We start from the raw sequence: 14,596 nt of genomic DNA, 5'->3' as shown, positions 1-14,596 counted from the left end.
GTTGCTCGGCCGATCCTAGGAGGATGCGGGCTGGAAGTCGGTGAGGCGTGCGGGTGTCCGGCGGCTACATCGACGGATGTCGGTTCACGACGCAGTGCGCGACGATGTGCAGCGTGCCGTCCCGGACGGTCTCGGTGTACGGGCCGATGCGCTGCAGGGCGCTCCAGGCCGTCGGACCGAGGCTGCGCCGCGGCACGCCGCGGGACTCGATGACGACGGGCACGTCCATCGTGTCGTCGCTGACCGGGTGGCCGTCGGAGCCGATCGGGCCGAGGGTGACGGAGACGACGGGCATGCCGGGCTGCGCGGTGCGGCCGTCGCCGACCATCTGCCAGATCGCCTGCAGGAGCCCGTCGCGCTGGGTCGGGGAGAGGTGCCCGGCCAGGGCCGTCGGGTCGGCGACGCTCACCGAGCGGCCGAGGTGGTCGGACTCGGTGATCGCGTGGTAGAGCCAGGTCTCGCGGCGGCCCTCGATCAGGTGCAGGCGGAGCTCGGTGGCGAGCGACGCGGCGACGGAGCTCGAGGCGTCGGACAACGGCAGCGGGTCGGTGCCGTTGGCGACGGCGTCGAGCAGCTTCTCGGCGGCCAGGTCGAGCCGGGCGAGTTCGTCCGAGGCGAGCATGCCGACGGCGAACTGCGGTGCCTGCACGTTGCTCTGCACGAGCACCCGGTCGAGTTCGCGCTGCACGAGCTGGCGGAACCGCTGCACGACGTACAGCGCGAGCGCCGGCGGCACGACGACGAGCGACAGCAGGGACACGATGCCGGGCATGGTGTCGTTCGTGATCGGCGTCGACGCAACGGCCATCACGACGAACGCGAGGCCGAGTACGGCGATGGCGGCTGCGACCTCGCGGGCAGGCCGGAGCGTGGCGATCGGCAGCAGGGCGAACCCCGCGGCCATCGACGCCGTTGCGGTGTGCGCGATGTCGTGCTCCGGCCAGATGCCGATGAAGTCGAGCGTGACCACGCAGGCCAGCACGACGCAGATCAACGCGAAGGCCGGGCCCGTCAGTCGTTCGCCGTACGTCAGGACACTGAGCCCGACGCCGACGGCGGCGACGACGTAGAGCGCCCACGCGACCGCGGGCAGCCACGGGTCGGAGTACTCGTTCCAGCGCACCAGGAAGAACGCGATGCCGGCGGCGGCCTCGATCGCGGTGAGGACCGCGGCGCCGAGTCCGAGGTAACCGGCGCCGAGCGAGGCACCGGGCTTCGCGGCCTGCCGCAGGGACCGGGCGCCGGTCGACGTCGACGGGAGCCCTCTGGCCTGTCGGCGCTCGCTCGTCCGGTACAGCTCGCGGGCCTCGCGGCGGGTGCGGGGTGCGGGCGGAGCCGTCTCGCCGGGCAGGCTGCGGCCGATGGTGTCCTCGGGGACCCGGGTCATCGCGGTGCCTCCAGGACGACGGTTGTGCCGGAGCCCGGCGCGGAGAAGAGCTTCGCGTCGCCGCCGACCTCGCGCAGGCGGTTGACGACGCTCTCCTTGAAGCCGAGTCGCTCGGCGCTGACGGTGGTGAGGTCGAAGCCGACGCCGGAGTCGGTGACCATCGCACGGACGACCTCGTTGTCGTGGACGATCGTGACGTGCGCCTCGCCGACGCCGGCGTGCCGACGGACGTTCTCGAGGCACTCGCCGAGCGCGAGCAAGAACGCGTCGAGCACGTTCGACGGCAGCAGGACCTGACCGGTGCCGTGCCAGCTGACCTCGAGTCCCATGCGGCCGAAGCGCTGCTTGACCGACTCCAGGGTCTGCCCGAGGGGCGACTCCTCTTCGCGGGTGAGTGAGTAGTCACCGGACTGCGAGGGCTGCGGGGTCGCACCGAGGCGCAGGTGGCGCAGCAGTCGGGCGTCCTCGGCGGCCTGCTCGCGCATCGCCTGCTCGGAGACGCCGACGCCGGAGTGCGCCAGCAGCGTCAGGGTCGCGAGCACGGTGTCGTGCAGCAGGCGGGCACCCTGGCGGCGCTGCGCCTCGGTCTCGCTGGCCTGCCGTTCGGCACGGTGGGCGGTGCCGATGCTGTAGATGCGTCGGGCGACGCGGGGGATGCTGCGCGAGATCCAGATCGCCACGACGGCCATCAGGACCCACCCGAGCAGTGCGCCGCTGACGGGGGTGGACAGGAGTGAGCCCGACCCCCAGACCATGAGCACCACCACGGCGCCGCCCCCGGCGATGGTGATGCCGAGACCGACCGGGTGCCCGCGCTGCGCCATCAGCGGTGCCGAGAGCCCGCCGGCGGCGAGGGGCATGACGGCGCTGGCGACGAGCGGACGTGCCGAGTCGTCGACGCCGGTGAAGAGCAGCACCATCGCGGCGAGTCCGGCGACGACGATGGCGGCGGTCCACCACACCTCGCCGCCGCGGCCGAAGCACACGAGCGCGGTGATCATCGCGGCGATGCAGAGGAGCGCGCCGACGAGGGGCAGCGTGGGCACGGCGGCGGCGGAGAGGATGCCCACGACGCTGACGAGCGCGCAGACGATGCCCACGACACGGGTCGCCGACCGCAGCAAGCGGTCGCGTTCCTGTGCGATGAAGTCCATCGATGTCCTGGTTGGTGACGATCTGGGTGGTGCGGGAAACCGAGCGTCGGTCAGTGCCGGGCTCCACGCCATCATTCCACGCGCGCCACCCGTTGGGGGGTCTTCGGCGCGCCGTGGTGGCCGGCACGCCCGATCAGGACTCGAGCAGCCGCCGCAGGTGCGCCCCGACCTGCTCGTGCTCGATGAGGAACCCGTCGTGTCCGAACTCGCTCTCGATCACCGCTGCGGTGTCCCCGTCGAGTGCGTCCGGCACGCCCGCGGCGATCCGGTGCTGGTCCTCGACGGGGAACAGCCGATCGCTCGAGATCCCCACGACCAGGGTCCGTGCGGTCACCAGCCCGAGGGCGGCCGACACCCCGCCACGCCCGGCACCGACGTCGTGCGAGTCCATCGCGTACGTCAGCGTGACGTAGCTCGAGGCGTCGAACCGCCGGGTGAACTTGTTGCCGTGGAAGTCGAGGTAGCTTTCCACCGAGAACCGCCCGTCGTCGCCGAGCGGGGAGACGTCGCTCTGCCAGGACCGCGCGAAGCGGCTGTTCAGCTCGTCCGAGGCGCGGTACGTCATGAGCGCCATCCGCCGGGCCAGGGACAGTCCGCGGTGCGGGCCCTCGCCGACATCGGCCTCGTAGTAGTCGCCGCCGGCGAACGCCGGGTCCATCTGGATCGCCGCCCGCTGCAGCGAGTTCGCCGCGATCTGGTCGGCGGTGGTCTGCGCCGTCGACGCGAGGACCGCCAGCCGCTGCACGCGCGCGGGGTGCGAGACCGCGAACTCGAGGGCGTGCATCCCGCCCATCGACCCCCCGACGACGGCCGCGAAGGTCTCGATGCCGAGCCGGTCGGCGAGCTGCGCCTGCACCTCGACCTGGTCGCGCACCGTCACGAACGGGAACCGTGCGCCCCACTCCGCGCCCGACGGCGACACCGACGACGGCCCGGTGGTGCCCTGGCACCCGCCGAGCATGTTCGGCGCGATCACGAACCACCGGTCGGTGTCGATCGCCCGCCCCGGGCCGACGACGTTGCCCCACCATCCGGCGGTGCGGTGGCCAGGGCCGGCGGCACCCGCGACGTGCGAGTCCCCGGTCAGTGCGTGCAGGACGAGCACCGCGTTGTCGCGAGCGGTGTTGAGCGTGCCCCACGTCTCGTACGCCACGCGCACGGACGGTAGACGGCCGCCGCGCACCCACTGCTCGCCGAGGGACTCGAACCGGCGTGCACCCGGGTGGTCACCGGGACGCCAGGCACCGGTCACGGGCGGCTTGCCCAGGGTGCCGAGTTCGGTGCCGGGCACCAGGGTGGACGGCACGGAGTCCTCGGGGGTCGTCTGCCAGTCCATCGTGCGTCCAGTCTGCCGGGAGGCGCGGGTCGCCGCCGCCGTGTTACGTCACGCCCGCCGCGTGGCCGGCCTCCGGGCCGCGCTCGGATCGCGCTCGCCGTTCCGTGTGTGCGCATCTTCCGACATCGTGCGCGTCGTTCGACTCGTGGATCGTCGCACCATGCGCAGGTACCGGATGCGTGTGCAACGAACGACGTCCCACGCGTCGATCGACACGTGGGGCGTCGCAACATGCGCGCGCATCGGCAGGCGAGCACGCAGCCGGTGGCGTACCACCCCTCCGCGCGCTGGCTCTCCCCCTAGGCGCGCTGGCTCTCCTGCGTGATCGCCCGGGCCGCGGCGAGCCCGGCCTCGAGGTCGGCCTTCAGGTCGGCGATGTTCTCGATGCCGACCGACAGGCGGACCAGGCCGGGGGTGACCCCGGTGGTGAGCTGCTGCTCGGGGGTGAGCTGCGAGTGCGTGGTCGACGCCGGGTGGATGACGAGCGAGCGGACGTCGCCGATGTTCGCCAGGTGCGAGAACAGCTGCAGGTTGTCGACGAACGCCTTGCCCGCGGTGACCCCGCCCTTGAGCTCGAACGACAGCACGGCACCGACGCCCCTCGGCGCGTACCGGTTCGCGGCCGCGTACCAGGGGGACGTCGGCAGCCCGGCGTAGGCGACGGTGGCGACGTCGGGGTGCTGGTCGAGCCACTCCGCGATCTCCTGCGCGTTGGACACGTGCCGCTCGATGCGGAGCGACAGGGTCTCGATGCCCTGGAGCAGGGCGAACGCCGTGTCCGCCGAGTTCGATGCACCGAGGTCGCGGAGCAGCTGCACCCGGGCCTTCACGATGTACGCGAGCTCGTTGCCGACCGCCTCGGCGAAGACCGCACCGTGGTACGACGGGTCGGGCGTGTTGAACTCCGGGAACCGGTCGGCGTGCTGCGACCAGGCGAACGTCCCGCCGTCGACGATGATCCCGCCGATGACCGTGCCGTGGCCGCCGAGGAACTTCGTGGCCGAGTGCACCACGATGTCGGCGCCGTGCTCGAACGGACGGATCAGGTACGGCGTCGCGATCGTGTTGTCGACGATGAGCGGGACGCCGGACTCGTGGGCGACGTCGCTGACGCCCGTGATGTCGAGGACGTTGATCTTCGGGTTGCCGATGGTCTCGGCGAAGAACAGCTTCGTGTTCGGTCGGACCGCGCGGCGCCACTCCTCGAGGTCGTCCTGGTCCTCGACGAACGTCGTCTCGATGCCGAGCTTCGCCAGCGTGTACTTGAACAGGTTGTACGTGCCGCCGTAGATCGACGACGACGACACGATGTGGTCACCCGCACCGGCGATGTTCAGCACCGCGTAGGTCTCGGCCGCCTGGCCGGACGCGACGAGCAGGGCCCCGGAGCCGCCCTCGAGCGCGGCGACCCGCTGCTCGACGACGTCGTTCGTCGGGTTCATGATCCGGGAGTAGATGTTGCCCGGCTTGGCGAGCGCGAACAGGTCGCGTGCCTCGTCCGAGTTCGCGAAGACGTACGAGGTCGTCTTGTAGATCGGCGTCGCCCGGGCGCCCGTGGTCGGGTCCGGCTGCGCGCCGGCGTGGACCTGGGTGGTCTCGAACTGCCACTGCGCGGCGTCGTGCTCGGTCATCTTGGTGCTCCTGTCCGGTGCGGCTGGTCGTCGGGTCGCCCTGCGCTCGGGCTGGAGGCGCGGCGCGGCTGTGCGTCGGGTGTCACGGTACGCAGGTGGCCGGGCCCGCACCACCGCACCCGCCTCGGGACGTAACGCACCCGCCCGACGCACCCCGCGCCTCCCGTCCGCGGAGCGCGACGCTGGGTCGCACCGTGCGAGGTCACCTGTGGTGCGAGGTTCCGGACTCGGTGCAAGCCTCGGTCCCCTGCACCACGGACGGAACCTCGCACCGTTCGCGGATGGGTCTCGCACGGTGCGAGGAAGGGGGAAGGGGTCACGCGTCGCGGCGGAACAGCCAGTCGACCTTGGGCTCGAGCAACCACCGCATCCCGCGTCGCACGAAGGGCTGCGCCAGGAAGAGGCTGACAGCACACGCGATGACGACCATGAGGAGCACGAACGGCCAGGCCGAGTGCTCGCCGGCCAGGACGCCGGACTCCCGGATCGGGTAGAGCACGAACGTGTGGAGCAGGTACACGTACATCGTCGCCGCGCCGAACTGGGTGATCCAGATGTTCCGACGGGGGATCAGCACCAGGAACGACGCCGTCAGCAGGGTCGCGAGCAGCATCAGGCCGAAGCGCACCGCACCCGCCCACCAGGCGTCCTCGCCGAGCCCCGAGTAGGAGTCGTCGTAGAAGAACCAGTGGTGCAGGTCGAACTCCTTGAACTGCGGGATCCAGACCGCGCACGACACCGCCCACGCGGCGAACACCACGACGGCGGCGATCCGCACCCGGACGACCGTGCGGCGGGACGCCTCGTACCAGCGGTCGAAGACGCCCCACTGCTTGACCTGCCACCCGAGCAGGAAGAACGGCAGCAGGCTGATCGCGCGGGACAGCGAGAGCGTCGAGTCGACGTTGTCGAAGTAGCCGACGCCGATGCTGAACACGACCGCCCAGAACAGCGGCCACCGCAGCTGCGCAAGGTACGGCAGGATCAGCTTGAAGATGCCCAGGGCCAGCAGGAACCACAGGGTCCACGTCGGCTTCGTCGGGTTGAAGTCCTTGCCGCCCTCGACGATGCCCTGCACCACGGTCCAGATCGTCTGCATGATGATGTACGGCACGACGATGTCCGTGATCGTCCGGCGCATCCGCTTCGCCGTCGGGGTGTCCGCCGACGAGAAGTAGCCGCTGATCACGCCGAACGCCGGCATGTGGAACGCGTAGATGAACGTGTAGAGGGCCAGGGCGTGCTCGCTCGCCGGCGTCTGGCGCTGGATCGCGTGGCCGATGACCACCAGCGTGACCGCGACGAACCGCGCGGTGTCCCACATCGGGATCCGGCGCGGGGCTCGGCCGGGCTCGAGCTGCGTCGCCGGGGCCGAGGGGGCGGGAGGGGCGGCATCCGTCGTCATCGCCGGTCACGTTACCGGATCGTGACCTGGACGGCCCGGTGCGGTGCCGGAAGCGTCCCGCTCGGTACGGTGGACGGACCGGGCCACCACGCGCTCCGGTCACCGACGCAGGAGGCAGATCACATGGCAGCACGGCGCGCAGTCGTCACCGGAGCGAGCTCGGGCATCGGGGCGGCCACCGTCCGGCTGTTCCGGTCGCGGGGCTGGGACGTGCTCGCCGTGGCCCGCCGCGCCGCGAAGCTCGAGGCGCTCGCCGCGGAGACCGGGGCCGACACCCTGGTCGCCGACATCACGGCCGCCGACGACGTCGCGGCGCTCGCCGCGCGGGTCGCGGACCTCGGCGGCGCCGACGTGCTCGTGAACAACGCCGGTGGGGCGTTCGGTTCGGCGAGCGTCGAGGAGTCCGAGGTCGACGACTGGCGCGCCATGTTCGAGGTCAACGTGATCGGCACGAAGCGTGTCGTCTCCGCGCTGCTGCCGCACCTGCGTGACCGCGCTCGCGCGTCCGGGGGAGCGGACATCGTCACGGTGACCAGTACCGCAGGGTTCGTCGCGTACGAGAACGGTGGCGGCTACAACGCCGCGAAGTTCGCCGAGCACGCCCTGGTCGGCGCACTCCGGCTCGAGCTGAACGGCGAGCCGATCCGCGTCGTCGAGATCGCGCCGGGCATGGTGAAGACCGACGAGTTCGCGCTCACCCGGTTCCGCGGGGACCAGCAGAAGGCCGCCGCGGTGTACGACGACGTGCCGGAGCCGCTCGTGGCCGACGACGTCGCCGAGGCGATCGTGCACGCGGTGGAGCTGCCGACGCACGTGAACCTCGACCTCGTGACGATCCGGCCGGTGGCGCAGTCGGCGCAGCACAAGCTGGCGCGCGGCCCGCTGACGCCCCGCTGAGCCGACGCGCGCGGGACCCCCGCCGCACCTGTGCCGGACCCGCGCAGTGCCTGCGCCGGACCCGCGCAGCGCCCGGGCGGCGGGCGTGGGTCGCGGGCGTGGGCTCCCTGCCGGTACCGTGGTCGGATGCCGATCAGCAGCGAACCCGAGCCCGCGGCTCCGTCCACCGTGACCGTGACGAGTGGGCCCGAGGTACTCGGCTGGCTGGAGTTCGGTGACGCCGCACGACTGCTCGCCAAGGACGTCCTGTCCAGCGGCTTCGAGCCCGAGGTCGTCGTCGCCGTCGCCCGCGGCGGACTGATCATCGCCGGCGCCGTCGCGTACGCCCTCGGCACCAAGGAGTGCGGCTCGATCAACGTCGAGTTCTACACCGACGTCGAGCAGCGGCTGGAAGAGCCGGTCGTGCTGGCCCCCGCCCTCGACGCCCCGAGCCTGGCCGGCAAGCGCGTCCTCGTCGTCGACGACGTGTCGGACTCCGGCCGCACCCTGCGCCTGGTGGTCGACATCATCCGGAACGCCGGTGCCGACGTCCGGAGCGCCTGCCTGTACTCGAAGCCCGGCACCGTCCTCGAGCCCGACCACGTGTGGCGCCGGGTCGACGGCTGGATCACGTTCCCGTGGAGCGCCCTCGCCCCCGTGACGGCCGAGTCGTGAGCATCCACCTGGTCGGCGGCGGTCTCTTCGCCGCCTCGGACGCCGCTGCACCGTTCCTCGCCGAGGCGACCGCCCGTTCGGCAGCGGTCGGTCGGAGCGTCCCGCGCATCGCCCTGCTCTCCGTGGCGGGCACGGACGGCGGCAGTCCGTCGTCGGCCGCCGACATCGCCGAGGTCCTCGGCGGTGCGCGCACGGCCGAGGTGCTCGTCACCGAGGTCGCGGCCGGTCAGGTCTTCGACACCACCGTCCTGAGCGACGTCGACGCCCTGGTGGTCGGTGGCGGCGTCACCCCCGACTACCTGGCGGCGATCGTCCCGCTCGTCGACCAGCTCCGGCTGCTCGTCTCCGACGGTCTGCCCTACCTCGGCTACTCGGCCGGTGCGATGATCGCCGCCGACCGTGCCCTGGTGGGCGGCTGGCGCATCGGCGGCGTCGAGATCTGCCCCGAGGCGGCGTCCGAGGGTCTGGACGAGGTCGAGCTCCGCGAGGGCCTCGGCCTGGTCGACCTGACCATCGACGTGCACGCGGTGCAGGCCGGCACACTCGCGCGGCTCATCGCCAGCGCCGAGGCCGAGTTCGTCACCGCCGGACTCGCGATCGACGAGGACACCACGCTCGTCGTCGGCGAGGGCGCGCTCGAGGTCCGGGGGACCGGCAGCGTCTGGCGCGTGATGGCCGGCGAGGAGTCGGTGGCCGTCGCCACCATGGGCGCGTAGCCGCCGTGGAACCACGGCCGCTCGCCGACCTGGTCGACCCCGGTTGGGCCGATGCCCTCGCAACGGTCGAGCCCGACGTGCACCGGATCGGTGCGTGGCTGCGCGACGAGACCGCCGCGGGCCGGCACTACCTGCCCGCCGGCGGTGACGTCCTGCGCGCGTTCACGACCCCGTTCGATGCCGTCAAGGTGCTGGTCGTCGGGCAGGACCCGTACCCGACGCCCGGCCACCCGATCGGTCTGTCCTTCGCGGTCGACCCGGCCGTCCGTCCGGTGCCGCGGAGCCTGGCGAACATCTACCGCGAGCTCGCCGACGACCTCGGGGTGACGCCGCCCCCGCACGGCGACCTGCGGGCGTGGTCCGACCAGGGCGTCCTGCTGCTCAACCGGGTGCTCACCGTGCAGGCGGGCGAGGCCGGCAGCCACCGTGGCAAGGGCTGGGAGGCGGTGACCGACCAGGCCGTCCGCGCGCTCGTCGCCCGTGGCACCCCGCTCGTCGCCGTGCTCTGGGGTGCCCAGGCCGGGTCGGTGCGGCCGCTCCTCGGCGACACCCCCGTCGTCGCGTCGGCCCACCCGAGCCCGCTGAGCGCGTCGCGCGGGTTCTTCGGCAGTCGCCCGTTCTCGCAGGTGAACGCGCTGCTCGAGTCGCAGGGCGCACCGCCCGTCGACTGGACGCTGCCCGCTCAGTAGGCTCGGCACGTGCTCGAGGAGGAATACCAGCGACGGCGGGTCCTGCCGCGACACCTGCGTGCCCCGGCGGCGACCGAGACGGCCTTCGAGTACCGCATCCGTGCGGCCGAGGTGGGGGACCTGCCCCACGTGCGCGAGATCCACACGCACTACGTCCGCAACTCGTCGGTGACCTTCGACCCGGCGGCGTTCACGTACGCCGCGTGGAAGAAGCGCTACGACGACATCCGGAAGCGCCGCCTGCCCTTCCTGGTGGCGGAGAACCCCGCCGGGCAGATCCTCGGGTACGCCCTGGTCGACGCGTGGAACCCGCGGGACCGTTCGAACCACGTCGTCGAGGACTCGATCTACCTCGGTGCCGCGTCTGGTGGCAAGGGGCTCGGTCGCGCGCTGATGGAGGCGCTGCTCGACGAGTGCCGTTCGGCCGGCGTGCGCGAGGTCGTCGCCGTCATCGCGGACCGGCAGGCCGAGGCGTCGATCCGGCTGCACGAGCGGCTCGGCTTCGAGGAGGTCGGCCGGATGGGCAAGGTCGGCTACAAGTACGACCGCTGGCTCGGCACGGTCACGATGCGGCTCCGCCTGCGCGGCCCGCGGCTGTTCGCGCGTCGACGCTGACCGAGCCTGCAGCGGCGCCGGTACCGACGCGACGGACCTGACGGACGTCCGTCATGCTCGAGCCGCGGCCGCGGGGCGGACGGGAGGCCCGTGGCGGCCCCGGCACGCGCCTCCAGGCCGTCGCCCGGTCGCGTCAGTCCGCCGGCGCCTCGGTGATGAACTCGTCGCGCGTCACGCGGAGCAGCGCGGTTGCGGCCGCCGCTGCGGCGACCGCGTCACCGTCGACCGCTGCGCGCCCGACCGCCTGGTGCCGGAGCGCCGCCTCGCGCGTCCAGCGCGTGATGGGGTCGCGCGACTCCGAGGTGCGGGTGCGGAGCAGGGCTTCGACCGTGCCGGCGAAGTGCGCGAACACGGCGTTCCCGGACCCGGTGAGCAGTGCACGGTGGAAGCGGACGTCGGCCTCCAGGTAGGCGCGGCTGTCCTCACGTCCGCAGGCGTCGAGCATGTCCTCGGCGGCGGCGAGCACGGCGTCCGCGCCCGCGGAGCCGGCGGTCAGGGACGCCGCGACCGGTTCGACGCCGAGCCGGAGCTCGACGAGCTCCCGCTGCTGCACGAAGTACGCCGGTGAGGTACCGCGCCACCGGATCACCGTGGGGGCGAGCAGCTCCCACGCGGTGATGTCGCGGACGAGCGTGCCGACGCGCTGCCGGGGCTCGACCAGGCCGAGGGACTGCAGGACGCGCAGGGCCTCGCGGACGACCGAACGGGACACCCCGAACTCGTCGGCGACCAGTTCGGGTCGCACGACGGAACCCGTGGCCAGGTCGCCGTCGACGATCCGCTGGCCCAGGGTGTCGAGCACGTGGGCGTGCAGTCCGCGTGCGGTGGGCATCGTTTCCTCCGTGCACTACGGGTCACGCGGTCGCCGTGACGCCGGTCCCATCGAAGCGGCAGACTCCGGGGACGGGCGGTTGGCGCGCGGGACGACGTCGTATAGTCTGATTAATCAGATTATTGAGGGTCGGCGTTCGTCGCGCCAGTCCACCCTCGACACGAAGGCGACGGAGCCGCGCAGCAGCGACTCCAGGAAGGGGCGCTGATGCCTCACGCTCTCCCGGACCACCTGCTCGCCGCGGGTGGCACCACCGAGACGGTCGACCCGTCCGGTTCGATCCCGCAGCTGATCATCGCGGCGCTCGTCGGCATCGTGGTGATCATCGCGCTCATCACCTGGCTCAAGGTGCACCCGTTCATCGCGCTCACGATCGGCGCGCTCGGCGTCGGCATCGGCGCGGGGCTCGCTCCCGACAAGGCGGTCACCAGCTTCGGCAACGGCTTCGGCGCGACCATGACGAGCGTCGGCATCCTGGTCGGGCTCGGGGCGATGTTCGGCAAGATGCTCGTCGACTCGGGCGCAGCGGACCGCGTGGTGGACACGCTGGTGCGGAAGTCGTCGAAGGCGGCGCTGCCGTGGACGATGGCCCTGATCGGGGCGCTCATCGGGCTGCCCATGTTCTTCGAGGTCGGGCTCGTCCTGCTCATCCCCATCATCGTGCTGGTCGCCAAGCGCAGCGAGGTGCCGATCATGAAGATCGCCGTCCCCGCCCTGGTCGGCCTGTCGACGATGCACGCGTTCGTCCCGCCGCACCCCGGCCCGCTCGTCGCGATCTCCACCGTCGGCGCGAACCTCGGCACCACGCTCGCCTTCGGCATCGTGCTGGCGATCCCGGTGATCATCCTGGCCGGACCGCTCTTCGCCCGGTTCGCGGCCCGCTGGGTCGACATCCCCGTGCCCGACATGTTCGGGTCGCGTGGGGCGGTCGCCACCGCCGGGCCGGGTTCGGGGTCGGGTTCCGGGTCCGCCGCCTTCGCCGACGACCCGGCACACTCGGGACGCCAGGCACGCCGTCGCCCCGCAACGCAGGACACCGCGTCCCTGCCCAACGGCAAGAGCGACTTCACGCGCGTCATCAGCGAGCCGCGCAGCCCGTCGTTCACCGTCGCCCTGATCGGCATCCTGCTGCCGGTCGTGCTCATGCTCGCCCAGGCGATCCGTGAGGCCACCGCCCCCGACGCCGCCGGCTCGTGGGTGAGCCTGCTCGACTTCCTCGGTTCGCCGATGATCGCCATCGGCATCGCGGCCGTCTACGCGATGGTCTTCTTCGCGATCGGTGGCGGGATGGACCGCTCGGCGGTGTCGAAGTCGCTCGAGAGCGCGCTGCCCCCGATCGCCGGGGTGCTGCTCATCGTCGGCGCCGGCGGCGGCTTCAAGCAGGTGCTCATCGACACCGGGATCGGCGGCGTGATCGCCGACGCCGTCAAGGACTCCGGTGTCTCGGTACTGCTCGTCGCCTGGGTCGTCTCGGCCCTGGTGCGCGTGGCGACCGGGTCGGCCACGGTCGCCACCGTGACCGCCGCCGGCATCATGGCGCCGATCGCCGCCGACCTGTCGACCCCGATGACGTCGTTGCTCGTGCTCGCGATCGGTGCCGGCTCCGTGTTCCTGTCGCACGTCAACGACGCCGGCTTCTGGCTGGTGAAGGGGTACCTCGGCACCACGGTGGGGCAGACGTTCAAGACGTGGACGGTGCTCGAGTGCCTCATCTCGGTGTTCGGGCTGCTCGGGGTCCTGCTGGCCGGGGTGTTCATCCGATGAGCGGCGCAGGAGGTGCCGGCGGGGCCGGTGCTGCCCGGGCGGCCGATACCGGGCTGGATGCCCGCGTCCTGGTCGTGATGGGGGTCTCCGGGTCCGGCAAGTCGACCGTCGCCGCCATGGTGGCGGAGCAGGTCGGGTGGGAGTTCGCCGAGGGCGACGCGATGCACCCACAGGTGAACGTCGACAAGATGCGCGCCGGCACCCCGCTCACCGACGAGGACCGCTGGCCGTGGCTCGACGTCGTCGCCGGGTGGATCCGCGGGCACCTGGACGCCGGGACGAACGGCGTCGTGACCTGCTCGGCGCTGAAGCGTTCGTACCGCGACGTGCTGCGGGCGCCCGGGGTGGTGTTCGTGCACGTGGCCGGTGACGGTGCCCTCATCGAGGAGCGGATGTCACAGCGTTCCGGGCACTTCATGCCGACGTCGCTGCTGCGGTCGCAGCTCGCCACGCTCGAGCCGCCGCAGCCTGACGAGGCCCACCTGACCATCGCCGCCGACCGCACGCCGGAAGAGGAGAGCGCCGAGGTCGTGGAGCGACTCGGGTTGGTGCGGACTCCGAGCGACTGATCGGCCGGCGCCGGTCCTCAGCTGAACCGGATCGGGGTGCCGACGGGCAGCGCCGCCAGGGTGCGGGTCATCTCCGCCGAGATCCGGACGCAGCCGTGCGAGCTGCCGGTCGGGTCCGGGTAGTAGTGCAGCGCGGTCAGCGCGGCGTTGCCGCCGTACGACGGGATCCGGGACGAGTGCGCCCCGGTCAGGATGATCGGGTTGCCCTGCGTGTACGCGACGCGGGTGTCGACGTACGCCGCCTCGACGTAGGTGGCGGTGTCGGTCGGTGTCGGATCCTCCGGGGTGCCGAGCCGCGCGGTCTCGGTGGCGGTGACCGTGCCCGTGCGGGTGACGACGGACACCGTGCTGGCGGCGACGTCGACCGTGATCATCCGGTCGGTGCGCGTCAGGGTGAAGTCGGCGGCCCGGGCCCAGGCGAACGTCGCGCTCGGGGCGTCCGGGTCGCCGCCGTCACCGGGGGTGCGGTTGCGGGACGGCGTCGACACCAGGAGCATCCCGCCGTCCCGGCCGGGGGAACGACCCCACACTGCGGTCGCCGCGGGCCGGTTGATCGTCGACACCAGGTGGGACAGGGTCGCCACCGGCCGAGCGCGGCTCGACGGGCTCGCGTACAGGGCGACGAGCGGCGTACGCGGGGTCGCGATCTGCCAGGTGTCCTCGGGGTCGACGTCCCCGCCGTCGAGCAACTGCGGTACGACGGCGTCGTGGAACGCCAACGGCAGCGCGGCCAGGGTCGCGTCGGACGGAGCGGAGGGGACGGCCGCGAGCGTCGGCTTCGGTTTCGGCGTGGCGCTCGGGGTCGGGGTCGGTGTCGTCGTGGCCCGGGCCGTGCGGGTCGGCTCCGATGCCGGCGACCCGACGGTCACCCCCACCACGACGGCGGCGACGGCGAGCACCACCACCCCGGCGGTCGTCGCGATCCAGGTGTTGCGTCGCATGGTGCG

14 protein-coding genes are annotated in these 14,596 nt (G+C 72.3%); 7 read left to right on the top strand and 7 right to left on the bottom strand.

Features of this window, described 5'->3' with window-relative positions:
- Positions 1-64: 64 nt before the first annotated feature.
- From OE229_RS12930 to OE229_RS12910, 5 genes are all read right to left on the bottom strand, one after another.
- Positions 65-1,387, bottom strand: a complete 1,323-nt coding sequence (locus OE229_RS12930; RefSeq protein WP_262138343.1) for a hypothetical protein — start codon at positions 1,385-1,387, stop codon at positions 65-67.
- Positions 1,384-2,541 (bottom strand): sensor histidine kinase, encoded by a 1,158-nt coding sequence (locus OE229_RS12925; RefSeq protein ID WP_182066483.1) that lies wholly within the window; start codon positions 2,539-2,541, stop codon positions 1,384-1,386. Before OE229_RS12925 ends, OE229_RS12930 begins: the two co-directional genes overlap by 4 nt.
- Positions 2,542-2,674: 133 nt before the next feature.
- Complete coding sequence (gene metX / locus OE229_RS12920; protein ID WP_263344539.1) at positions 2,675-3,877, bottom strand: homoserine O-acetyltransferase MetX; 1,203 nt, start codon at positions 3,875-3,877, stop codon at positions 2,675-2,677.
- 299 nt (positions 3,878-4,176) lie between these two features.
- Positions 4,177-5,508 carry a bifunctional o-acetylhomoserine/o-acetylserine sulfhydrylase gene (locus OE229_RS12915; RefSeq protein WP_263344538.1) on the bottom strand — a complete coding sequence of 444 codons (1,332 nt, stop codon included), beginning with the start codon at positions 5,506-5,508 and terminating at the stop codon, positions 4,177-4,179.
- Positions 5,509-5,824: 316 nt separating this feature from the next.
- Positions 5,825-6,913 carry an acyltransferase family protein gene (locus tag OE229_RS12910; RefSeq protein ID WP_262138341.1) on the bottom strand — a complete coding sequence of 363 codons (1,089 nt, stop codon included), beginning with the start codon at positions 6,911-6,913 and terminating at the stop codon, positions 5,825-5,827.
- 123 nt (positions 6,914-7,036) lie between these two features.
- On the opposite strand from OE229_RS12910, the gene OE229_RS12905 reads away from it, so the two are divergent.
- From OE229_RS12905 to OE229_RS12885, 5 genes are all read left to right on the top strand, one after another.
- A complete protein-coding gene (locus tag OE229_RS12905) occupies positions 7,037-7,810 on the top strand; it encodes an SDR family oxidoreductase (protein WP_262138340.1) in 774 nt (257 codons plus the stop codon).
- 126 nt (positions 7,811-7,936) lie between these two features.
- Positions 7,937-8,464, top strand: coding sequence for a phosphoribosyltransferase (locus OE229_RS12900; protein WP_051596753.1), 528 nt, complete (start codon positions 7,937-7,939; stop codon positions 8,462-8,464).
- Positions 8,461-9,180, top strand: a complete 720-nt coding sequence (locus tag OE229_RS12895; protein ID WP_262138339.1) for a Type 1 glutamine amidotransferase-like domain-containing protein — start codon at positions 8,461-8,463, stop codon at positions 9,178-9,180. The genes OE229_RS12900 and OE229_RS12895 overlap by 4 nt, the downstream gene beginning before the upstream one ends.
- Positions 9,181-9,185: 5 nt before the next feature.
- Entirely contained in the window at positions 9,186-9,869 is a 684-nt protein-coding gene (locus OE229_RS12890) for a uracil-DNA glycosylase (protein ID WP_262138338.1), read from the top strand.
- Positions 9,870-9,878: 9 nt separating this feature from the next.
- The gene (locus OE229_RS12885) at positions 9,879-10,484 is read left to right on the top strand and encodes a GNAT family N-acetyltransferase (RefSeq protein ID WP_027465815.1); all 606 of its coding nucleotides are present in this window, start codon (positions 9,879-9,881) and stop codon (positions 10,482-10,484) included.
- 133 nt (positions 10,485-10,617) lie between these two features.
- Here OE229_RS12885 and OE229_RS12880 read toward each other — a convergent pair whose 3' ends face one another.
- Positions 10,618-11,316 carry a FadR/GntR family transcriptional regulator gene (locus tag OE229_RS12880; RefSeq protein ID WP_262138336.1) on the bottom strand — a complete coding sequence of 233 codons (699 nt, stop codon included), beginning with the start codon at positions 11,314-11,316 and terminating at the stop codon, positions 10,618-10,620.
- Between the two features lie 207 nt (positions 11,317-11,523).
- Between OE229_RS12880 and OE229_RS12875 the strand changes: the two genes are divergently transcribed.
- Both OE229_RS12875 and OE229_RS12870 read left to right on the top strand, forming a co-directional pair.
- The gene (locus tag OE229_RS12875) at positions 11,524-13,080 is read left to right on the top strand and encodes a GntP family permease (RefSeq protein WP_262138334.1); all 1,557 of its coding nucleotides are present in this window, start codon (positions 11,524-11,526) and stop codon (positions 13,078-13,080) included.
- Positions 13,077-13,649 (top strand): gluconokinase, encoded by a 573-nt coding sequence (locus OE229_RS12870; RefSeq protein WP_182066492.1) that lies wholly within the window; start codon positions 13,077-13,079, stop codon positions 13,647-13,649. The genes OE229_RS12875 and OE229_RS12870 overlap by 4 nt, the downstream gene beginning before the upstream one ends.
- 17 nt (positions 13,650-13,666) lie before the next feature.
- Here OE229_RS12870 and OE229_RS12865 read toward each other — a convergent pair whose 3' ends face one another.
- Positions 13,667-14,590, bottom strand: a complete 924-nt coding sequence (locus OE229_RS12865) for a L,D-transpeptidase (RefSeq protein WP_262138332.1) — start codon at positions 14,588-14,590, stop codon at positions 13,667-13,669.
- Between the last annotated feature and the right edge of the window lie 6 nt (positions 14,591-14,596).

The organism is Curtobacterium poinsettiae (assembly GCF_025677645.1).
Lineage (GTDB): Bacteria > Actinomycetota > Actinomycetes > Actinomycetales > Microbacteriaceae > Curtobacterium > Curtobacterium poinsettiae_A.
Note: the sequence above shows the minus strand (reverse complement) of the source record. Positions and strands in the feature narration are given on the sequence as shown.

Excerpts from the sequence above, each read along its gene's own strand:
- OE229_RS12900 (WP_051596753.1), top strand. The coding sequence starts at position 7,937 with ATGCCGATCAGCAGCGAACCCGAGCCCGCGGCTCCGTCCACCGTGACC.
- OE229_RS12910 (WP_262138341.1), bottom strand. The coding sequence starts at position 6,913 with ATGACGACGGATGCCGCCCCTCCCGCCCCCTCGGCCCCGGCGACGCAG.
- OE229_RS12925 (WP_182066483.1), bottom strand. The coding sequence starts at position 2,541 with ATGGACTTCATCGCACAGGAACGCGACCGCTTGCTGCGGTCGGCGACC.
- OE229_RS12915 (WP_263344538.1), bottom strand. The coding sequence starts at position 5,508 with ATGACCGAGCACGACGCCGCGCAGTGGCAGTTCGAGACCACCCAGGTC.
- OE229_RS12930 (WP_262138343.1), bottom strand. The coding sequence starts at position 1,387 with ATGACCCGGGTCCCCGAGGACACCATCGGCCGCAGCCTGCCCGGCGAG.
- OE229_RS12880 (WP_262138336.1), bottom strand. The coding sequence starts at position 11,316 with ATGCCCACCGCACGCGGACTGCACGCCCACGTGCTCGACACCCTGGGC.
- OE229_RS12870 (WP_182066492.1), top strand. The coding sequence starts at position 13,077 with ATGAGCGGCGCAGGAGGTGCCGGCGGGGCCGGTGCTGCCCGGGCGGCC.
- OE229_RS12865 (WP_262138332.1), bottom strand. The coding sequence starts at position 14,590 with ATGCGACGCAACACCTGGATCGCGACGACCGCCGGGGTGGTGGTGCTC.
- OE229_RS12905 (WP_262138340.1), top strand. The coding sequence starts at position 7,037 with ATGGCAGCACGGCGCGCAGTCGTCACCGGAGCGAGCTCGGGCATCGGG.
- OE229_RS12875 (WP_262138334.1), top strand. The coding sequence starts at position 11,524 with ATGCCTCACGCTCTCCCGGACCACCTGCTCGCCGCGGGTGGCACCACC.
- metX (WP_263344539.1), bottom strand. The coding sequence starts at position 3,877 with ATGGACTGGCAGACGACCCCCGAGGACTCCGTGCCGTCCACCCTGGTG.